This window comes from Rhizobium sp. USDA 4016 (assembly GCF_056279705.1).
On record NZ_JBWCCY010000004.1, the window covers coordinates 3,634,210 to 3,654,140 of the forward strand.

A 19,931-nucleotide genomic window follows, 5' to 3' on the forward strand; every position below is an offset into this window, starting at 1 on the left:
ATTTTCAAGGAAACGCCGCCTTTCTCCGTGGAATGAAGATCAGCGGTGTTTAAAGGCCGGTTTGCGTTTCTCGATGAAGGCCGCCATGCCTTCCTTCTGATCTTCCGTTGCGAAAAGGCTGTGGAACAGACGACGCTCGAAACGCAGGCCCTCCTCCAGCGTGGTTTCCAGCGCGCGATTGACCGCCTCCTTGGCCATCAGCACCGAAGGCTGCGACAGCGAAGCAATCTTGTCGGCCGCCGCCAGCGCTTCGTCGAGCAGCCGCTCGGGCGCGACCACGCGCGAAACGAGTCCAGCACGCTCGGCTTCCGCCGCATCCATCATCCGGCCGGTCAGCACCATATCCATAGCCTTCGACTTGCCTACCATGCGCGTCAAGCGCTGTGAGCCGCCCATGCCGGGGATGACGCCGAGCGTGATTTCAGGCTGACCGAATTTTGCAGTGTCCGACGCTATGATAAAGTCGCACATCATGGCCAATTCGCAGCCGCCCCCGAGTGCGAAGCCGCTGACGGCAGCGATCACCGGCTTGCGGGCCTTGGCAATCTCGTCCCAGCCACTGATGAATTCGGCCTTGTACATATCGGCAAACTGCAGCGGCTGCATTTCCTTGATATCGGCGCCGGCTGCGAAAGCGCGTTCGGACCCGGTCAGAACGATTGCACCGATCGCCTCGTTGTCGTGGAAATCTGCAAAGGCCTGCTTCAATTCCTTCAGTACCGTGGTATTCAGCGCGTTCAGTGCCTGCGGCCGGTTCAGCGTAATCAGACCGACATTGCCGCGGGTTTCGACGATCAGCGTTTCATAGGCCATGTTTGTCTCCCTATTTCTGGCAGTCCGGGCAATAAAAGGTGGAACGCCCTGCCTGCACGATGCGCGAGACCGTACCGCCGCAACCGGGTGTGCGGCAAGGCAGACTTTCGCGGTCATAGACCGAGAAGGAATGCTGGAAATAGCCGAGCGAGCCGTCGGTCTGGATATGGTCGCGAAGTGACGAGCCACCGGCTTTGATCGCATCGGCGATGACGCTGAGGATAGACGCGACGAGAAGACTAAGCTGCTCCTTCGGCTTTCCGGTTTTAGTGACCAGGGTTCCCGCAGCGCGTGCCGGCATCAGGTGCGCGCGCCAGAGCGCCTCGCACACATATATATTGCCGAGACCAGCAACGTTTTTCTGGTCGAGAAGAGCGCCCTTCAGGGGCTGTGCCTTTCCCGCAAAGCGTTCTGCCAGATAGGTGGCACTCAGTTCGTTGCCGGTCGGCTCCGGCCCGAGGCCGAAAAGGAAGGGATTGTTCTGAAGCTCTGAGCGATCGGCGATATCCATGAATCCGAAGCGGCGCGGATCATTATATATGACGCGGCGCTCACCAGCCTTGCCTTCCAGATGGAAAATCGCATGGTCATGCTTCTCGTCCTTCGACCGCTCGCAGCGAAAATCGCCTGGCGTTTGGCTGACTGGCCCCTGCTCGATGCGGAAGGAGCCAGACATGCCGAGATGGGAGATGATGGTCTTGCCGCTGTCGAGGTCGATCAGCAGGTATTTGGCGCGGCGGCCAAGCCCGATAATGGTGCGGCCCGAAACCTGGTCTTCGAAATTTTCCGGAAAGGGAAAGCGCAGATCGCCGCGGCGAAGCTCCAGCCGCTCGATGCGCGCGCCCTCCATGGCGGGCGAAAGACCACGCTTCACCGTTTCGACTTCTGGCAATTCCGGCATCTTAACCCATCTGTATTTAAACGTGTTTCAACTGCGGACGATGTGGGTTATAGCGCCAGTAAGCCGCGGGTATTACCCCCGCCTCCACAGATAGCGTCTCAAGCGGCCTTTCGCTATGGTCGCCGTACCGATTTCGAGTAACGGAGTAGTCCGATGTCACAAAGCCGTACTTCCGCCAATGGCGGCATGGAAACATCCTACGGCTTCCGCGAGGTGCCGAGTGGCGAGAAGCAGGGTCTCGTCAACGACGTCTTCCATAAGGTCGCCAGACGCTACGATATCATGAACGATGTGATGTCGATGGGCATGCACCGCGCCTGGAAGGATGCGATGGTCGCGGCGCTTAATCCCCGCAAGGAACCGGGCTACAAGGTGCTGGATGTTGCGGGGGGCACCGGCGATATTGCCTTCCGTATCGTCGAAGCATCGAACCGCATGGCGCATGCGACCGTGCTCGACATCAACGGCTCCATGCTCGGCGTCGGCGCCGAACGGGCGGACAAGAAGAGACTCTCCGACAATCTCACCTTCATCGAGGCCAATGCCGAGGACCTGCCCTTTGAGGCCGGCACCTTCGATGCCTATACGATCGCCTTCGGCATCCGCAATGTGCCGCACATCGACGTGGCGCTCTCGCAAGCTTATCGTGTGCTCAAGCGCGGCGGCCGGCTGCTCGTGTTGGAATTTTCGGAAGTGGAAATGCCGCTTCTGGACAAGGTTTACGAGGCCTGGTCCTTCAATGCCATTCCGAGGTTCGGCAAGGCGATAACCGGCGACGCCGAGCCCTATCAGTATCTTGTCGAATCCATCCGCAAGTTCCCGAACCAGGAAAATTTTTCGGAAATGATCCGTAAGGCCGGCTTTTCGCGCGTGACCTACACCAGCTACACCGGCGGCATCGCGGCCCTGCACTCGGGCTGGAAGCTTTGATCTAAATGAGTGCTTTCGGAGCATATCTTCGGCTCGTGCGGGTCGGCTGGATTCTGGTGCGCGAGGGCGTTGTTTCGGCGCTGCCTTCGGAAGGCTTGCCGCCTTCCGTGAGCCTTGCCAAATCCTTTGTCGGCCTGTTTGCGCGCAGCCGCGCAAAAGCCAAGAAACGCAGCGATCGGCTGGCCCAGGCAGTCGAGCGGCTCGGACCTTCCTATGTGAAGATCGGTCAGTTTCTGGCGACCAGGCCGGACGTCGTCGGCGTCGAATTCGCCGACGACCTCTCGCAGCTTCAGGACCGGATGGCCTTCTTCCCGATTGCGGCGGCAAAGGCGAGTATCGAAGGCTCGCTCGGTCGCCCGATCGAAGAGCTTTATGCGACTTTCGACGATCCGATTGCCGCAGCCTCTATTGCGCAGGTGCATCCTGCAGAGGTGAATACCCCCAATGGCCGCAGGAAGGTCGCCGTCAAGGTGGTGCGCCCCGGCGTACGGCAGCGCTTCGCCCATGACATCGAGGCAATGTATCTCGTCGCCGGTATGCAGGAGCGCTTCATGCCCTCGAGCCGGCGGCTGAGGCCGGTCGAAGTAACGAAAACGCTCGAGCAGTCGACCAAAGTCGAGATGGACCTCCGGCTTGAGGCGGCTGCACTTTCGGAGATCGCCGAAAACACGGGACAGGATCCAGGCTTTCGCGTTCCGAAGGTGGATTGGGAACGCACCGGCCGCGACGTCATCACCATGGAGTGGATTGACGGCGTCAAGATGTCCGATGTCGAGGGGCTGCGCGCTGCCGGGCACAATCTCAACACGCTTGCCGATGTCCTCATCCAATCGTTCCTGCGCCACACGCTGCGCGACGGCTTCTTCCATGCCGACATGCATCCCGGCAATCTCTTCGTCGATTCAGGCGGCATGATCGTCGCCGTCGACATGGGCATCGTCGGCCGACTCGGAAAGAAGGAGCGGCGCTTCCTCGCCGAGATCCTCTATGGCTTCATTACGCGCGACTACGTGCGTGTTGCCGAGGTCCATTTCGAGGCGGGCTATGTGCCAGGCCATCACAATGTTGAAAGTTTCGCCCAGGCAATCCGGGCGATCGGCGAGCCGATCCACGGCCAGCCTGCTGAAACGATCTCGATGGGCAAGCTGTTGACGCTGCTCTTCGAGGTGACGGAACTTTTCGACATGCAGACCCGGCCCGAACTGGTCATGCTGCAGAAGACCATGGTGGTCGTCGAAGGCGTATCGCGCATGCTGAACCCGCGTTTCAACATGTGGAAGGCATCGGAGCCCGTCGTCGGCGACTGGATCCGCAACAATCTCGGTCCGAAGCGGGTCGTCACCGACCTCAAAGATGGACTGAAGGCTGCCGTGAAGCTTGCGGAAGCCGTTCCGGAAATCGCTGCCCAGACCGAGAAATTCCATCATCAGCTGCTGCATATGAGCGAGCATGGACTGCGCTTTGACGCCGAAACGGCAGACGCGATCGGCAAATCCGAGGCCCGCTACAGCCGGTCCGGCCGCCTGGCGCTCTCGATTATCGCGTTGACGCTTCTCTATATAGCCTGGATGCTGAGCTGAGGCTCAGACACAAACAATTACATGCTGTGTTCGGCATTTGGGATATCTCATAATGCGCAGTGCTCGCTTAGTCTCGCATTCAAGGAGACCTGCAGATGAAGCATGAACGCCCCGGCATCGAACTTCCGGCCAACCATTCGGCTTTGCCGAGATGGTGAGGATAGGCTCCGGCAGGGTGGCGCTTTCTGCTTCGGCGACAGGCATGGCACGCGTGGAGATCGCACGTTCCGTCGTCGAAGAAGCGATCCAGGCTGGCATTCCCGTTTACGGTTCCACTACCGGAGTCGGCGCGATGAAGGATGTCGAATGGTCGGCGGAGGAACTCGACACCTTCAACCTCGGCCTCGTGCGGGCCCATCACTTCGGCACCGGCACACCATTTTCCAGCGCTGTCGTGCGAAATGCCATGGCCATCCGCGTCAATACCGCGCTGACGGGCCAGGTCGGGTGTACGCCGGAACTCATAGAAACCTATCTGCGGCTGCTCAGGGCCGACCTCATCCCGCTCGTGCGGCGCACGGGCTCGATCGGTTGCGCCGATATCGGCCTTATGGGACAGATCGGTGCGGTTCTGACCGGCGTCGGCGAAGCCGTCTATCGCGGCAAGCGCATGCAAGCGGCCGATGCCTTCAGGGCAGCGGGGCTGGAACCGGTCACCATGGCGCCCCGCGACAGCCTCGCTTCGCTCAGCATCAATGCCGTGAGCTTTGCAGCCGCCGCCGAGGCAACGCGCAATGCGGCGGCTTCTATCCGCGTTCTGCTCGCAACCGGTATGATGGCGGCCGGCGCGCTTGGCGCTTCCCGCGACCCCTGGCGGGCAGTGCGCCATGTCGGTACCCCGCGGGAAGCCCTGATCGGCTCGTGGCTATGCAATGCCTCGGACGCCTGGGAATGGCCGGTCGCGACCCACGTGCAGGATCCGCTCAGCCTTCGCATGATCGCGCAGGTCTTCGGCGCCGTGATCGAGAACCTGCTCTCGACCGGTCACAAGATCCTTGCTGCCACCGGCCGCTCTGACGACAACCCGGTTGTGGTCGAGGGCCGGGTGATGACGTCCGGCGGTTCGCTGCCCCTCGATGTGACGATCCTGCTGGAATCGGCGGCACTGTGCATGGCGCATGCGGCGCGCAACGCGTTCAACCGCTGTGTCTTGCTCGGCAACGGACAGCGGCGCGACCTACCGGTGAACCTCGTGCCACCAGGCCGAATCGCAACTGGTTTCGGCCCGATCATCAAGCTTGCCGGCGAGATCTTTTCACGCGTGCTTTCCATGTCCAACCCGGTATCCGCCCAGTCGCTGGTGGTTGCGGCGGGGCTTGAGGACGAAGCGGCTTTCCTGCCGCTGGTCATAGAGCGCTTCGAGCGGCAGATGCAGGCGCTGAAGCGTCTTGCTGCACTCGAGGCTCTGCTGGCAGCACAGGCGGCCGACATTCTCGGCGACCGGCCCGAGGGCGTTGCGGGCATGATCTACGATGTCGTGCGCAAGCACGCCGATTTCTACACCGTAGACCGGCCGCTTTCGGCCGAGGTTGAAGCGATTGAGGAAGAACTCGGATCCGACGAATTCGCTTCGAAGCTGATCGAGCAGGTACCGATCGCCGCATTCGACGACTTCTTCGCGCTCGGCTCGCTCGAGCGCATCGAACGGAGACTGACGCAGGACGCTCTCGTCATCTGAGCTTTTGAACCGGATACGGAGGAACAGCATGGCTGATTTCGACCTCGTTTTGCAGGGTACCGTCGTGCTGCCGGAGCGCATCCTCCAAGAGGGTTATGTTGCAGCCCGCAACGGCAAGATCGCCGAGGTCGGCATCGGCGTGCCGCCTGCGGCCAGGGAGCGGCATCTGCTCGGCAAGGCGCTGGTCCTGCCGGGTGCGATCGATGCGCAAGTGCATTCGCTCTCCCAGAAGGATCAGGAGGACTTCATCTGGTCGACGCGTTCAGCGGCGGCTGGCGGCGTAACGACGATCGTCGACATGCCCTACGACGAAGGCAATCTCGTCTGCTCGGCCGAAGCGGTGAAGAAGAAGATCGATCACGCGAGCCCTCAGGCGCGCATCGATTTCGCGCTCTACGGCACGGTCAATCCGCAAGAAGGTGCGGCCCGAATCCGCGAAATGGCGGATGCCGGCGTTGCCGCCTTCAAATTCTCGACCTTCGGGACCGATCCGAAGCGTTTCCCGCGCATCCCGCCCGCCCTTCTCGACGAATGCTTTGCGGCAATCACCCCGACCGGGCTGACGGCCGGTGTCCACAACGAAGACGACGAGGCAGTGCGCACCTACATGGAGAAGGTCAAGGCAAGCGGCGTGACGGACTGGCGCGCGCACGCTCTCTCGCGTCCGCCGATCACAGAGCTGCTTGCCATGCACACGATCTTCGAGACCGGGGCCCATACAGGCTGCCCGGCGCATGTTGTTCATTGCTCGCTCGGCCGCGGCTACGACATCGCGCGGGCCTATCGCCGCGACGGGTTCGAGGCGACGGTCGAATGCTGCATTCACTACCTGACGCTTGACGAGGAAAACGATGTGCGCCGCCTCGGCGGCAAAGCAAAGATCAATCCGCCCATCCGGCCGCGCGCCGAGGTGGAAACGCTGTGGCGGAAAGTGGCGGAAGGCAACGTCTGGCTGGTTTCGACCGATCATGTGAGCTGGTCGGAAAATCGCAAGACCAATCCGGATATGCTGGCAAATGCATCCGGGGTGCCCGGGCTCGAGGTCATGGTGCCATTGTTCGTCAAGGGAGCGCTCGAACGAGGCATCCCGCTCACATGGGCTGCGAAGCTGATGGCGGAAAATCCGGCGAAACATTTCCGCCTCGACCACATCAAGGGCGCGCTGACGCCCGGCAAGGATGCCGACATCGTCGTGCTTGAACCGCGCGAAACCGTCTATGATGCTGCCGCGAACGGCAACAATGTCGTCGGCTGGAGCCCCTATGACGGCATCCGTCTGCCATGGACGATTTCGGCGGCATATCTGCGCGGCAGGCAGATAACCGATGGCACGAAGGTGCTTGCAGAGCCCGGCACGGGAAAATTCGTCCGCCCTTGGCCGCGTCAGATCATTTCCGGAGAAGCTGCATGAACCGCAACCTGCCCGTCAACGCCGATCGCATCGCCGAGGATATCGATGCGCTAGCGAAGATCACCGAACCCGATCATCCATGGACACGCCGGGCTTTCTCGCCGCTCTTTCTTGTAGGCCGCGCCTATATCGAAGCGCGCATGAAGGCGGCCGGGCTGGAGACGCGGATCGATGCCGCCGGCAATCTGATCGGACGCAGTGCAGGGACGAAACCAGGTCTTGGCACGATTATGGTCGGCTCGCATTCCGATACGGTGCCGGACGGCGGACGCTTTGATGGTATCGCCGGTGTGATCTCGGCGCTGGAAGTCGCGCGCGCGCTCAAGGACCAGGGGATCACACTGGAGCATGACCTGGAAATCGTCGATTTCCTCGCAGAAGAGGTCAGCATCTTCGGCGTTTCATGCGTCGGCAGCCGCGGCATGACTGGGCAACTTCCCGAAGCCTGGCTTTCGCGCAAGAGCGGCGACCGCGATCTGGCACAAGGCATCTCCGGTGTCGGCGGCGATCCGGCGACGCTTCTTGCGCAGCGGCGTCCGGACCTCAAAGGCTTTTTCGAGCTGCATATCGAGCAAGGGCCAGTGCTTGAGAACGAGAAGAAGGATATCGGCATCGTGACGGCGATTGCGGGCATCACCCGGATTGAAGTCACCGTCGAGGGCCGGGCGGACCATGCCGGTACGACGCCGATGGATGCCCGCGCGGATGCGCTGGTGGCGGCCTCGCAACTGGTGCTCGATATCCGCAATGCGGCCGCGGAGCGGGCGAAGACGCCGGGTCATTTCGCTGCGACCGTCGGCGAATTCCGGATCGAGCCGAATGCGGCCAACGTCGTGCCTTCCAAGGTGGTTCTGCTCATCGACGGACGCGCGGAAATTCGCAGCGACATGGAAGCCTTCTGCGAGTGGCTCGATGCGCATGTCATCACGCTTGCGATCGCCCACGGCGTCATGATCAATTCACCCAGTCGCGTATCCGACAACTATCCGACGCCCGGTGATCCCAGCCTGCTGAGGACGCTGGAAAACGCCTGTGAAACCGTCGGTGCCGAACATCGACGCATGGCGTCCGGTGCAGGGCACGATACGGCATGGATCGCCAAGGTCGCGCCGGCCGCGATGATCTTCGTGCCATGCAAGGAAGGACGCAGCCACTCGGCCGACGAATGGGCAGAGAATGACGACATCGCACTCGGCGCTGCCGTGCTTTTCGAGGCTGTGCGCGAGATGGACAGGACGCTGGAAAGGGAGGCTGAGGATGGGGCGCATACTCGTTGAGAAAGACGTTGAGGCGGCGGTCAAGGGCGGCTCGGTCTATGCAGCGGGCGGCGGCGGCTGGGCCGATCACGGCAGGATGCTGGGGTATGCTGCGGTCAGCATCGGCAAGCCGGAGCTCGTTTCCGTCGATGAATTGAAGGACGACGACTGGATCGCGACAGCAGCGGCAATCGGCGCGCCGGCTTCCACGACACCCTGGGAAATGCAAGGCATCGACTATGTGAAGGCCGTGCAGCTATTGCAGGACGAGCTTGGCGAACGGCTTTCCGGACTTATCATCGGGCAGAACGGCAAATCCTCGACGCTGAACGGCTGGCTGCCCTCGGCAATTCTCGGCACCAAGGTTGTCGATGCTGTCGGTGATATCCGAGCACATCCGACCGGCGACATGGGCTCGATCGGCATGGCGGGCTCACCGGAGCAGATGATCCAGACGGCGGTCGGCGGAAACCGCGCGGACAACCGCTACCTCGAGCTTGTGGTGAAGGGTGCGACCGCGAAGATTTCGCCGATCCTCCGCGCTGCCTCCGACCAATCGGGCGGCTTCATTGCCAGCTGCCGCAATCCGGTGCGGGCATCCTATGTGCGCAAGCATGCAGCACTCGGCGGCATCTCGATGGCGCTTGCCCTCGGCGAAGCGATCATTGCGGCGGAAAAGAAGGGCGGACCGGCCGTCATCGATGCGATCTGCAAGACAACCGGCGGCAGCATCCTCGCAGAAGGCGTGATTGCCAAGAAGGACGTCGTCTACACCAAAGAAGCCTTCGATATCGGCACGATCGTCGTCGGCTCCGGCGCCAAAGCCGTGACGATGCATGTGATGAACGAGTACATGGCTGTCGACGACGCCGATGGAGCGCGCATGGCAACTTTTCCCTCGGTCATCACGACGCTTTCGCCGGACGGTGAGCCGCTCAGCGTCGGCCAGCTCACGGAGGGTATGCATGTCTTCATCCTGCATGTGCCGATGGAGATCATACCGCTTTCTGCAGGCGTGCTCGATCCGACCGTTTATCCGCCCGTGGAAAAAGCGATGGGTATCGAGATTGCACGCTACGCCCTGGCGGCAAGGGCCTGACGCCATGGCGCGAGATACTGGCCTTGAGGAACTGCTGAGGGAAGAGCTCGGCGGCCTGCCCGGTCTCAGCGAAAAGGCGATGTTCGGCGGCTTTGCCTTTCTGTTGAACGGCAACCTTCTTTGTGGTGCGCGAGAAGATGGCATGCTCGTCCGGCTCGGCAAAAGCAATGACGGCTGGGCGCTGGAGCTGCCAGGCGTCGTCCAGATGATCTCGGGCGGACGGGCGATGCAGGGCTGGGTTCGCGCGGACGCCCGTGTCTATGGCGAGAATGCCCTGCGCAAGCGTCTGCTCGATGCCGCACTCAGCTATGTGCAAACGCTGCAGGTGAAATAACAAGACAGGACTTGAGGAAGGACGTCCTATGCCGAAGCCCAATCCACGTCATCCGAAATTTCCGATTCCTGGCGGGCCGGAGTTGCGGTCCAAGGGGTGGCGGCAAGAGGCGCTGCTGCGCCTCCTCGAAAACGTGCTTGCCGTCGGCGAAGACCCGGACAATCTCGTGGTTTATGCTGCGCTCGGCAAGGCGGCGCGCAACTGGGCGGCGCACAAGGGCATCGTCAAGGCGCTGACCGAGATGGAGGAGGACCAGACGCTGCTGATCCAGTCCGGCAAGCCGATCGGCCTGGTAAAGACTCACGCCAAGGCACCGCTCGTCATCATGGCGAACTGCAATATCGTCGGACAGTGGGCGAGGGCCGAAGTCTTCTACGAATTGCAGCGCAAGGGGCTGATCTGCTGGGGCGGGCTGACGGCAGGCGCCTGGCAGTATATCGGCAGCCAGGGCGTCATCCAGGGAACGTACGAAATCTTCATGCGCATTGCCGAGCGGCGTTTCGGCGGCGACCTCTTCGGCCGCTTCGTGCTCACCGCCGGTCTTGGCGGCATGGGAGGGGCTCAACCGCTTGCTGGCCGCATGGCGGGCGCTGCAATCCTCTGCGTCGATATCGATCCGGAGCGGGCAAAGAAGCGTCAGCAAATCGGCTATCTGCAGGAGATTGCACCTGATCTCGATGCCGCGCTACAAATGATCGACACGGCCGTGAAGGAAAAGCGCGCACTATCCGTCGGCCTCGTCGGCAATGCGGCCGAGATTTACCCAGAGATCGCCCGGCGCGGCATCGTGCCGGATATCGTGACGGACCAGACCTCGGCACACGATCTCGTCTACGGCTATGTTCCGAAGGGTATGAGCCTTGCCCAAGTCAAGGCACTTCGCGACGACGGCCAGGGCCAGTTGATGGCGGCAAGCCGCGCCTCGATCGTCCAGCATGTGACGGCGATGCTGGAGTTCCAGAAGAAGGGCTCCGAGGTCTTCGACAACGGCAACCTGATCCGCACACAAGCGAGAGAAGGCGGCGTTGCCAATGCCTTCGACATTCCGATCTTCACCGAAGCCTATTTGCGCCCGCTCTTTGCGCGCGCTATCGGTCCCTTCCGCTGGATGGCGCTGTCCGGAGAAGCAAGCGACATTGCAAGGATCGACGATCTGCTGCTCGAAATGTTCCCGGATAACAAGATCATCACCAACTGGATCCGGCTTGCCCGCGAGCATGTGCCCTTCGAGGGCCTGCCGGCGCGGATTGCCTGGCTGGGCCATGGCGAGCGCACCGCGCTTGCCCGTCGCGTCAACGAATTGGTTGCAAGCGGAGAGCTGAACGGTCCTGTCGCCTTCTCCCGCGACCATCTGGATGCCGGCGCCATGGCGCATCCAAACATCATGACCGAGCGGATGAAGGATGGCTCCGATGCGATTGCCGACTGGCCGCTGATCGATGCGATGATGCTCTGCTCCTCGATGGCTGACCTCGTCGTCGTCCATTCCGGCGGAGGCGGCTATGCCGGCTACATGACCAGCTGCGGCGTGACAGTCGTTGCCGACGGCACCGAGGCCGGCGACGAGCGGCTCGATCATGCGCTTACCAACGACACGGCGCTCGGCATCATGCGCTATGCGGATGCCGGATACGAGGAGGCGCTGGACGAAGTGCAAAACAAGGATGTGCCGTATATCCGATTGAGTTAGCACGTAAGACCGAGCGCCTTTGCCCAGGGATCCCTCAGATGGGATTGGATACCTCGATGAGATTGCCGTCCGGATCGCGGAAATAGATGGAGCGGATAGTGCCGTTGGCGCCGGCGCGTTCGACGGGTCCTTCCTCGATTGCAACATCGGCTGCTTCCAGATGCGCGATGACCTCGGCGAGTGCTGTTTCGGCGATAAAGCAGAGATCCGCCGAACCCGGTACCGGCTGGTTGGCTTTGGGATCGAATTCGCGCCCGGCCTGGTGAAGGTTGATCTTCTGATTGCCGAATTTCAGCGCCTTGCGGCCTTGGGCGAATGTTTCCACGGACATGCCGAGGGTCCGGCGGTAGAACTCACACGTCGCCTCGATATCGGCGACGGTCAGGACAAGGTGATCGAGGTGGCTGATGCGGATCAAAATTTTCTCCTAGAGAGGTTGCGTGCGGCGCAGGCCGCCGCAAAGGCGAGGGCCAGCATGCCGAGCGTGAAGAAGACGACCGCCGTCCAGCCTTCGATGGCGAAGAACCAGCCGCCTGCCGAGCCCATGACGCTCGAACCGACGTAATATCCGAGCATATAGAGCGACGAGGCGTGTCCCTTCGTGCCTCTGGCAAGCTTGCCGACGAGGCCGCTTGCGATCGAATGGCTCATGAAGAAGCCGCTGGTGAGCACGATAATGCCGAAAATGATGACCGGAAGGAAGGCGGAAAGCGTCAGGGCGCTGCCAACGGCGGTAATTGCGATTCCCGTCAGCAGGACAGCGAAGTGGCCGAAGCGATCACCCAGTATGCCACCGACCGACGAGGCGCCGATGCCGAAAAGATAGACGGTGAAGATCAAGCCGAGTTCGGTCTGTGTCAGGTCATAGGGTGCTGCGACCAGCCGGAAGCCGGCATAGTTGTAGATGGTGACGAAGGAGCCCATCGCCAGAAAGGCAATGGCGAAAATGAATGGCAGCGCCGGATTGCGCATATGCGCGAGCCAGGCTTTCAGATGAAACTTCGGATCGAAGCCCGGGCGGCCGATAAAATTGCGCGAGGCGGGCAGCAGCGCAATGAAGCCGGCTGCCGCAGCCAAGCCGATCGCGCCGATCAGAAACATCGCCGGCCGCCAGGTCAGGTATTCCGCGAAGATACCGGTCAGCACCCGGCCGGACATGCCGCCGAAGGCAGTGCCGCCGACATAAAGTCCCATTGTAGCGCCAAGGCCGCGCGGGTCGATTTCTTCGGCGAGGTAGGCCATCGCAACGGCCGGGACGCCGCCAAGGACAAAGCCCTGGAGGGCACGGATGACAAGCAGCAGGTGCCAGTCCGGCACAAAGGCCGCGGCAATCGTCAGTGCCGCCGCACCGACGAGCGAGATTGACATCAGGCTACGACGCCCAAGACCTTCCGAGATGGCGGCTGCGCATATAATGGCAATGGCGAGGAAGCCGGTCGACAGCGAAAGCGAAAGCGAGCTTTCCGCGGGGCTGACGGAGAATTCGTCCGCAAAGATCGGCAACAGCGGCTGGACACAATAAAGCAGCGAGAAGGTGGAAAAGCCTGAAAGGAAGAGTGCAAGACTGGCGCGTCGGTAGGAAGCCGTGCCACGCTGCAGGTATTCTTTCGCCGGGGACGCCGCCGGTGTTTCGATCGAGGAAATGTCGCTCATTCTGGCTGCGGTCTTGTGCATGGCTCAAGCCTTTCTCCATTCATCTAGTCAGAAGGGCATAAGCTGTCCAATATATGGAACTGATGTTTCCGATAGGTTTTGGAGATACCGCATGGAGCTTCGGCATATCCGCTATTTTCTGGCGGTCGCGGAGGAAGGCAACTTTACGCGGGCCGCGGTGAAACTCGGCATCGGCCAGCCCCCGCTCAGCCAGCAGATCCGCGATCTCGAAGCGGAAATCGGCGCGGCCTTGTTTCACCGCGTGCCGCATGGCGCGGAATTGACGGCGGCGGGCGAGGCGTTTCTCGGCGAAGCCAAGGCGTCACTTGCTTCTGCCGAGAAGGCGAAACTTGCCGCCCAGCGTGCCAATCGCGGCGAGACGGGCAAGCTGGCGCTCGGCTTTACGGCCTCCTCCGCGTTCAATCCGGTTGTCAGCGCGACGATCAGGCGGTTTCGAGCGCAGTGGCCGGAAGTACGGCTGTCTCTGACGGAGATGAATACGTTGGCACTGATGGAGAAACTCAATCGCGGCGAGTTGGATGCGACCTTCATGCGCCCGAGCCTCGACGATCCGCCGGGCGTGCGCCTGAAACGTCTCGATGACGAGCCGATGGTGGTCGCCCTGCCCGCAAACCATCCACTGGCGAAGCACGAACGCCTGTCCCTGGCACTGCTGTCAAATGAGCCGTTCATTCTCTTCCCGCGGCTGGTTGGCCTCAGCCTCTTCGACGATGTCGTGCTCGCCTGCAGGAAGGCGGGTTTCGAACTGACGGTGGCACAGGAAGCACCGCAGATTTCCTCTGTCGTCAATCTGGTTGCGGCAGAGCTCGGCGTGTCGATCGTTCCGGCATCGATCGCACAGATCAGGCTCGATGGCGTCGCCTACCGGCCGATCGACGGGCCGCCTGCGGTCGCGCGGCTGGCCCTCGCGGTGCTGAAGACGCAGCGCTCGCCGGTGACGGAAAATCTGATGAGCCTGCTTTGACTTAGCCTGCAGGATCCCAATAAGGCGGATCGCCGAAGGCTTTTTTCAGGTGATCGGCTATGGCGCGGAGTTTGGCGAAAGGGTGGCGGCCTTGCGGATGTGCCATGTAGACGGACTCCGCTTCGGGCCTGTAGCCGACATCAATCTCGACGAGCTTGCCTTCGCGGATTGCCGGAGCAGCGCGATCCCGAGTCCTGCAATTGCCGCATCGCGAAGCATGTCGCCATTGTTGATACCCATCGCCAGCTTCGCACGCACGACGATTGCACCCGTCGGGGTCTGGAAGCGCCAGTCCGCGATGCCGCGATTGGTGTAGAACAGGCCTCGATGATCATCGAGATCGGATAATGTCGCCGGCGTCCCGTGGCGGTCGAGATAGGCTGGCGAAGCCGTCAGCAGATGGCGGCTGCGCGAGAGCTTCCAGGCCACCAGCCGGGAATCGGAGATCGGCCCATGGCGGATAATGGCGTCGTAACCTTCCGACGAAGCGTCCACACGGCGGTCATCGATGTCGAGCGTCAGCGCGATTTCGGGGTGCGGCCAAAAAAACGGATAGAGGGCCGGACCAAGATGCATGCGACCGAAGGTGACAGGTGCTGCAATACGCAAGGGACCGGCAAGCGTACCGCGGCGCTCGGCCATATCGGCTGCGGCCTCTTCTATCTCATGCACGATCCGAAGCGCACGCTCCATAAAGGCGGTGCCGTCCTGCGTCAGCGTCAGCTTGCGTGTCGTGCGGTGAAGCAGCATGCCGCCGAGTGTCTTTTCCAGATCCGCCAGTCTTTCGCTGACAACGGATTTCGACATGCGGAGGCGCCCCGCAGCCTGGCTCACGGAACCTCATTCCACCACTGCGACGAAAGCCGCTATCCCTTCGATCTTGATCATCGTTCGGCATTTTTGAATTCGAGTTCCATCATATGGAGAAGCAGGCGGTTCCATTGTCCAACTCGGCGGCGTCGGGCGCGATCGCGATCTCACTCCGAATGGTCGAAGAGCTCAGGAGCGCCGTGGTGATTGCATGTTATCCGCCAAAGGCTTAGGGTCGGTAGTGGTCAACAAGGCGACGGATAGAAGGCCATGGCTCTCAGCGGCAAACGCATCCTGCTCATCATTTCCGGCGGCATCGCCGCCTATAAGAGCCTCGACCTGATCCGGCGCCTGCGCGAGTGCGGTGCTTCGGTGCGTCCGGTGATGACGAAGGGCGCGCAGGAATTCGTGACGCCGCTTGCTGTCGGCGCTCTTGCCGCAGACCACGTCTTCACCGATCTCTTTTCGCGGCAGGACGAACAGGATGTGGGCCATATCCGGCTTGCTCGCGACTGCGACCTCATTCTGATTGCGCCAGCAACGGCCGACCTGATGGCCAAGATGGCAAACGGTTTCGCAGATGACCTGGCCTCGACCGTTTTGCTCGCGACGGACCGGCCGGTTCTTGCCGCGCCGGCGATGAACCCGAAGATGTGGTCGCACGCGGCGACGAAACGGAATTTCGACATCCTGAAAGGTGACGGCATCCGTTTCGTCGGCCCGATGGCAGGCGAGATGGCGGAGAGCAAGGAGGCCGGCATCGGCCGCATGGCTGAACCGCTGGAGATCGTTGCCGCCGCCGAAGCGTTACTTGACGACGGGCCGAAGCCGCTTGCCGGACGCAAGGCGATCGTCACCTCGGGACCGACCCACGAACCAATCGACCCCGTCCGCTACATCGCCAATCGTTCTTCCGGCAGGCAGGGGCATGCGATTGCCGCAGCACTTGCGAAGCTCGGTGCAGATGTCGCACTCATCTCCGGACCGGTGGCAATTGCCGATCCCGTCGGCGTCAGGACGATCCATGTCGAGCGCGCCGAAGAAATGCGCGATGCGGTCCTCGCTGCGCTGCCGGCCGATATTGCCGTCATGGTGGCAGCCGTAGCCGACTGGCGCGTGGCCTCTGCCGCCGATCAGAAGATCAAGAAGCATCCGGGCGAATCCATCCCGACGCTGGCGCTGACCGAAAACCCGGACATCCTGAAGGCGGTCGGCCACCACACGATGCGGCCGACGCTGGTGATCGGCTTTGCGGCCGAGACGCAGGATGTCGAAAACAACGCCAAGGCGAAGCTCGAGCGCAAGGGTGCCGACCTGATCGTTGCGAACGACGTCTCGCCGGCGACGGGCGTCATGGGCGGCATGCGCAACAGCGTGAAGCTGATCAGCCGAAGCGGCGTCGAGCAGTGGCCCGATCTCGGCAAGGAAGAGGTTGCTGAAAAGCTGGCGGCGCTGATTGCCGAACGCTTCAGGCAGGGATAGCGATACCCGCCGCTGCGCTGATACGCTTTTCCGGCTTGAAGGCCACGACCTCGATGCCGTTCTCGCCAATCGTGACGGCGCTGCCGTCCGGTATCTCGGCCCAGGCATCGATGTCGTCATTCAACGGCTCGGAAACAAGGCAATGTCCCTGGCGCATCGGTGAGGCGTAAAGTGTCGGCGCCTTTCGATCTGTCGCATAACGAATGCCGTAGAGCGACCGGCCGTCGGAAAACGCGGCGGTGAAACGCACATGGGCGTGGCCCAGGATGTTTTCCGCAAGCCCTTCGACGAAGCTCACCATCTCCGCCATCGCGGTAAGCGGCGCCCGGCACAAACCGAATTGCAGGGCGAGCAGGAACATCAGCTCGGAATCGGTCGTGCCACTGCGGACATTGAAGAGCTCGTCATCGAGCATCGCCTCCATGGAACGGCGCAGGCGCTCGAAGCCGCCGATCTGGCCGTTGTGCATGAAAGACCAATTCCCATGCGTGAACGGATGGCAATTGTCGCGCCGTGTGCCGCCGCCGGTGGCTGCGCGCACATGGGCCAGGAAAAGCGGCGAGCGGATTTGGCGCGCCAGGCTCTTCAGATTGCAGTCGGACCATGCGGGAAGGATATCGCGGTAGCGGCCGGGCTCCGGCCGGTCGCCGTACCAGGCAATCCCGAAGCCATCGCCGTTCGTTGCGGTCTTGGCGCGGGTGGCGCAATGGGATTGTTCGATGAGCGAGTGGGCGGGCGAGGAAACCAGCTCCTCGAGATAGAGGGGGTCTCCACGATAGGCTGCCCAGCGACACATGCTTTTCTGACTCCGTAACCCGCCGTCCTGGCGACGGGACTGGTTGGAAATGCCCGATCGATTGTCGAGCGCGATGGTGAATAAAAACTTAACGATTGCAAATTTTGCAAGGCGACATGCGGGTTGGAAACACTTCACGCGATCACATTCGTTGAGCACGCATCTTCATTTGTGAACATTGCCTCTTGGCTGTGTCACAGCGGTCATCGCAAGGATTTCTCTTGCATCATCGAAATTTTTCCTTACCTTTTAAGCATCAGCAACAGAACGAAAGGAAGGTGATCCAATGTCTAATGAGATTTCGGACCTCGTAACGGGCATGGGAGAGGTGACGAAAGCGAGGCAGCCCTCGCTCTAATCCCCGCCTTCCTGGGGCCGCCTTGACGGTCCAGGCCAGCTACAGGCCAAACTCATGGAAAGGGTCGCTGAGGCGGCCCTTTTTCATTTTGCAGAATTTCTTTGACCGCAACCGAGCCATGGCATATTCATAAAGTCATCTGATGACTTTATGAATATGCCATGCAACCGCTCTACAAGACAAATCTGGCCGAGACCGCGATTGAAGCGATCCGCGGCGAAATCCTCGCCAAGCGATGGAGCATCGGCGACAAGCTGCCGAACGAAGCCGCGCTTTCCGCCGCGCTGGCAGTCAGCCGGGGCACGGTCCGCGAGGCCGTGCGCGTGCTTGTCTCTCAGGGCCTGCTCGAAACGCGACAAGGCTCCGGAACCTACGTCGTTTCGACGAGGGATGCCAGTCGACCCCTGACGATGGCCCGGCGGGCAAGTCTGCGCGACCAGTTCGAAGCGCGCTGCGCCCTGGACGTCGAGGCAGCCCGCCTCGCCTCGCTGCGGCAGACGCCGGAAATCATAACTCTGCTGCGCGACCTCCTGGCCAAGCGCGGCAAATACGAAGGGGGCGACAAGGCGGCCTTCGTCGAGCGCGATCTTGCCTTTCACAAAGCGATCATCGCTGCCTCCGGCAACCGGGCGATGATCGAGATCTATGACTTCTTCTCGGCCTCGATTGCCGAAACCATCGAGGCAACGCTCGGGCAGGATATTCCCGAGCCCGACACGAAAGCGCACGCCGATATCATCGATGCCATCGAGACCGGTCTCCCCGCGAAGGCGGATGCCGCCGTGCGCCGCTTCATGAAGCCGGTGATTGCCGCCCTTGAACGGATGATTCTCTCGTGACCTCCTCCATTTCTGATGCAGCCGAGGCACTCGAGGCCATCGACGAGCAGTTGATCGATGCCGAGGCGGACAGTATTCCTGCACCCGAAGCTCCGGCACAGTCGACAGTGGCAAGCCGTATCATTCTCGGTATCAGCCTCGTACTCATCGCCTTCAACCTTCGCCCCGTGTTCTCCAGCGCATCCGCGCTGCTGCCGGAAATTCGCGCGGGGCTTGGCCTTTCGGCCCTCGGCGCGAGCCTGCTGACCACGCTTCCCGTCGTTTGCCTGGGCGCTTTTTCGCCGCTCGCGCCAAAGCTGGCACAGCGATTGGGTGCCGAGCGAACGCTCCTCGGCGTGCTCGTGCTGCTGGCACTCGGCACGGCCATGCGCGGGCTATCTTCGGTTCCGCTTCTCTTTCTCGGAACCGCGCTTGCTGGCGCTTGTATCGCCGTCGGAAACGTCCTGCTTCCTGGCCTGGTCAAGCGCGACTTCGCCGACCGCACAGCGCTGATGACCGGATGTTATACGATGGCGCTCTGCGCCGGCGCAGCGAGCGCTGCCGGTTTCACACTGCCGATCGAGCACGCGCTCGACGGATCTCTGGAGGGCGCTCTTGCCGCCTGGGCATTGCCCGCCTTCGTCGTCGCCTTGATCTGGCTTCCGCAGGTTCTGAGGATACCGGCGCAGACGCGGCGAAGCGGCTTCAGGATCGAGGGCCTCTGGCGGGACCGGCTTGCCTGGCAGGTCACCCTTTTCATGGGCCTTCAATCAGCGCTCGCCTATTGCGTCTTCGGCTGGCTCGTGCCGATCTTGCGCGAGCGCGGCCTCGACGGTGTGACTGCCGGCGCCATCGTTTCGGTATCAGTCATGGTACAGGCCGCCGCCTGCCTCGTGGCACCGCAGATTGCCGTACGCGGCAAAGACCAGCGGCTGATCAACGCTGCGCTGTGCGTCATTGCCGTGGTGGCCCTGCTTGGCCTGCTCTTCGCACCGCTTTCGACGGTCTGGCTTTGGGCAGTGCTGCAGGGAACGGGACAAGGCGGCCTGATTGCAGTGGCAATGACAATGATCGTGCTGCGCTCGCGCGATCCGCATGTCGCCGCTCACCTGTCCGGCATGGCGCAATGCGTCGGCTATCTGCTGGCCGCTGTCGGTCCGCTGATCGTCGGGCTCATTCGCGGCACGACCGGAAGCTTTGCCTGGTCCGCAGTACTCTTCGTTCTGCTCGGATTTGGAGCCGCGATCAATGGCTGGAATGCAGGACGAGCGCTGCACGTCAATGCGCGCACGACCCAGAAGACGTAAGCGCCTCTCCTCACCTGCGCATCACCATCT

The 19,931-nt window shown here is 61.7% G+C and carries 16 protein-coding genes and 2 pseudogenes; 12 read left to right on the forward strand and 6 right to left on the reverse strand.

The features are described from left to right. Positions 1–39 precede the first annotated feature (39 nt). Positions 40–813 carry an enoyl-CoA hydratase gene (locus ACZ9DP_RS33740; RefSeq protein WP_239595894.1) on the reverse strand — a complete coding sequence of 258 codons (774 nt, stop codon included), beginning with the start codon at positions 811–813 and terminating at the stop codon, positions 40–42. Between the two features lie 10 nt (positions 814–823). Beyond that, the gene (gene mutM, locus ACZ9DP_RS33745) at positions 824–1,714 is read right to left on the reverse strand and encodes a bifunctional DNA-formamidopyrimidine glycosylase/DNA-(apurinic or apyrimidinic site) lyase (protein ID WP_476204937.1); all 891 of its coding nucleotides are present in this window, start codon (positions 1,712–1,714) and stop codon (positions 824–826) included. Positions 1,715–1,867: 153 nt separating this feature from the next. Here mutM and ubiE point away from each other — a divergent pair, with 153 nt between their 5' ends. The 8 genes and pseudogenes from ubiE to ACZ9DP_RS33785 all read left to right on the forward strand — a co-directional run bounded on the left by ubiE (position 1,868) and on the right by ACZ9DP_RS33785 (position 11,692). Next, complete coding sequence (gene ubiE, locus ACZ9DP_RS33750) at positions 1,868–2,644, forward strand: bifunctional demethylmenaquinone methyltransferase/2-methoxy-6-polyprenyl-1,4-benzoquinol methylase UbiE (RefSeq protein ID WP_476204938.1); 777 nt, start codon at positions 1,868–1,870, stop codon at positions 2,642–2,644. A gap of 5 nt (positions 2,645–2,649) precedes the next feature. Further along, on the forward strand, positions 2,650–4,224 hold the full coding sequence (gene ubiB, locus ACZ9DP_RS33755) for a 2-polyprenylphenol 6-hydroxylase (protein ID WP_074066404.1): 1,575 nt from the start codon (positions 2,650–2,652) through the stop codon (positions 4,222–4,224). 95 nt (positions 4,225–4,319) lie between these two features. Then, a pseudogene (locus ACZ9DP_RS33760) lies at positions 4,320–5,902 on the forward strand (aromatic amino acid lyase). 28 nt (positions 5,903–5,930) lie between these two features. Next, complete coding sequence (locus ACZ9DP_RS33765) at positions 5,931–7,313, forward strand: dihydroorotase (protein ID WP_476204940.1); 1,383 nt, start codon at positions 5,931–5,933, stop codon at positions 7,311–7,313. Continuing rightward, positions 7,310–8,590, forward strand: coding sequence for a Zn-dependent hydrolase (locus ACZ9DP_RS33770; protein WP_476204941.1), 1,281 nt, complete (start codon positions 7,310–7,312; stop codon positions 8,588–8,590). The genes ACZ9DP_RS33765 and ACZ9DP_RS33770 overlap by 4 nt, the downstream gene beginning before the upstream one ends. Continuing rightward, entirely contained in the window at positions 8,571–9,668 is a 1,098-nt protein-coding gene (locus tag ACZ9DP_RS33775; RefSeq protein WP_476204942.1) for a DUF917 domain-containing protein, read from the forward strand. Before ACZ9DP_RS33770 ends, ACZ9DP_RS33775 begins: the two co-directional genes overlap by 20 nt. Positions 9,669–9,672: 4 nt before the next feature. Further along, a complete protein-coding gene (locus ACZ9DP_RS33780; RefSeq protein WP_476204944.1) occupies positions 9,673–10,002 on the forward strand; it encodes a TfoX/Sxy family protein in 330 nt (109 codons plus the stop codon). 28 nt (positions 10,003–10,030) lie between these two features. Then, complete coding sequence (locus ACZ9DP_RS33785; protein ID WP_476204946.1) at positions 10,031–11,692, forward strand: urocanate hydratase; 1,662 nt, start codon at positions 10,031–10,033, stop codon at positions 11,690–11,692. A gap of 34 nt (positions 11,693–11,726) precedes the next feature. Here ACZ9DP_RS33785 and ACZ9DP_RS33790 read toward each other — a convergent pair whose 3' ends face one another. Then, positions 11,727–12,110 carry a VOC family protein gene (locus ACZ9DP_RS33790; RefSeq protein ID WP_476204948.1) on the reverse strand — a complete coding sequence of 128 codons (384 nt, stop codon included), beginning with the start codon at positions 12,108–12,110 and terminating at the stop codon, positions 11,727–11,729. Further along, a complete protein-coding gene (locus ACZ9DP_RS33795) occupies positions 12,107–13,345 on the reverse strand; it encodes an MFS transporter (RefSeq protein WP_476205521.1) in 1,239 nt (412 codons plus the stop codon). The genes ACZ9DP_RS33790 and ACZ9DP_RS33795 overlap by 4 nt, the downstream gene beginning before the upstream one ends. A 112-nt stretch (positions 13,346–13,457) precedes the next feature. Between ACZ9DP_RS33795 and ACZ9DP_RS33800 the strand changes: the two genes are divergently transcribed. Continuing rightward, the gene (locus tag ACZ9DP_RS33800) at positions 13,458–14,330 is read left to right on the forward strand and encodes a LysR family transcriptional regulator (RefSeq protein ID WP_074066396.1); all 873 of its coding nucleotides are present in this window, start codon (positions 13,458–13,460) and stop codon (positions 14,328–14,330) included. Position 14,331: 1 nt separating this feature from the next. On the opposite strand, the pseudogene ACZ9DP_RS33805 reads toward ACZ9DP_RS33800, so the two are convergent. Continuing rightward, positions 14,332–15,164 (reverse strand): annotated as a pseudogene (locus tag ACZ9DP_RS33805) (LysR family transcriptional regulator). Between the two features lie 246 nt (positions 15,165–15,410). Between ACZ9DP_RS33805 and coaBC the strand changes: the two are divergent. Then, a complete protein-coding gene (gene coaBC / locus ACZ9DP_RS33810; RefSeq protein WP_476204950.1) occupies positions 15,411–16,622 on the forward strand; it encodes a bifunctional phosphopantothenoylcysteine decarboxylase/phosphopantothenate--cysteine ligase CoaBC in 1,212 nt (403 codons plus the stop codon). Here coaBC and ACZ9DP_RS33815 read toward each other — a convergent pair. Further along, positions 16,609–17,418 carry a class II glutamine amidotransferase gene (locus tag ACZ9DP_RS33815; protein ID WP_372414848.1) on the reverse strand — a complete coding sequence of 270 codons (810 nt, stop codon included), beginning with the start codon at positions 17,416–17,418 and terminating at the stop codon, positions 16,609–16,611. The genes coaBC and ACZ9DP_RS33815 overlap by 14 nt on opposite strands. Before the next feature lie 519 nt (positions 17,419–17,937). Between ACZ9DP_RS33815 and ACZ9DP_RS33820 the strand changes: the two genes are divergently transcribed. Further along, positions 17,938–18,615 (forward strand): FadR/GntR family transcriptional regulator, encoded by a 678-nt coding sequence (locus ACZ9DP_RS33820; RefSeq protein ID WP_476204951.1) that lies wholly within the window; start codon positions 17,938–17,940, stop codon positions 18,613–18,615. After that, positions 18,612–19,901 (forward strand): CynX/NimT family MFS transporter, encoded by a 1,290-nt coding sequence (locus tag ACZ9DP_RS33825; RefSeq protein ID WP_476204952.1) that lies wholly within the window; start codon positions 18,612–18,614, stop codon positions 19,899–19,901. Before ACZ9DP_RS33820 ends, ACZ9DP_RS33825 begins: the two co-directional genes overlap by 4 nt. Positions 19,902–19,931 lie beyond the last annotated feature (30 nt).

Coding starts and splice junctions, on each gene's coding strand:
- ACZ9DP_RS33815 (WP_372414848.1), bottom strand. CDS start 17,418: ATGTGTCGCTGGGCAGCCTATCGTGGAGACCCCCTCTATCTCGAGGAG.
- mutM (WP_476204937.1), bottom strand. CDS start 1,714: ATGCCGGAATTGCCAGAAGTCGAAACGGTGAAGCGTGGTCTTTCGCCC.
- ACZ9DP_RS33795 (WP_476205521.1), bottom strand. CDS start 13,345: ATGAGCGACATTTCCTCGATCGAAACACCGGCGGCGTCCCCGGCGAAA.
- ACZ9DP_RS33775 (WP_476204942.1), top strand. CDS start 8,571: ATGGGGCGCATACTCGTTGAGAAAGACGTTGAGGCGGCGGTCAAGGGC.
- ACZ9DP_RS33740 (WP_239595894.1), bottom strand. CDS start 813: ATGGCCTATGAAACGCTGATCGTCGAAACCCGCGGCAATGTCGGTCTG.
- ubiE (WP_476204938.1), top strand. CDS start 1,868: ATGTCACAAAGCCGTACTTCCGCCAATGGCGGCATGGAAACATCCTAC.
- ACZ9DP_RS33780 (WP_476204944.1), top strand. CDS start 9,673: ATGGCGCGAGATACTGGCCTTGAGGAACTGCTGAGGGAAGAGCTCGGC.
- ACZ9DP_RS33785 (WP_476204946.1), top strand. CDS start 10,031: ATGCCGAAGCCCAATCCACGTCATCCGAAATTTCCGATTCCTGGCGGG.
- ACZ9DP_RS33820 (WP_476204951.1), top strand. CDS start 17,938: ATGCAACCGCTCTACAAGACAAATCTGGCCGAGACCGCGATTGAAGCG.
- ACZ9DP_RS33770 (WP_476204941.1), top strand. CDS start 7,310: ATGAACCGCAACCTGCCCGTCAACGCCGATCGCATCGCCGAGGATATC.
- ACZ9DP_RS33800 (WP_074066396.1), top strand. CDS start 13,458: ATGGAGCTTCGGCATATCCGCTATTTTCTGGCGGTCGCGGAGGAAGGC.
- ACZ9DP_RS33765 (WP_476204940.1), top strand. CDS start 5,931: ATGGCTGATTTCGACCTCGTTTTGCAGGGTACCGTCGTGCTGCCGGAG.
- coaBC (WP_476204950.1), top strand. CDS start 15,411: ATGGCTCTCAGCGGCAAACGCATCCTGCTCATCATTTCCGGCGGCATC.
- ubiB (WP_074066404.1), top strand. CDS start 2,650: ATGAGTGCTTTCGGAGCATATCTTCGGCTCGTGCGGGTCGGCTGGATT.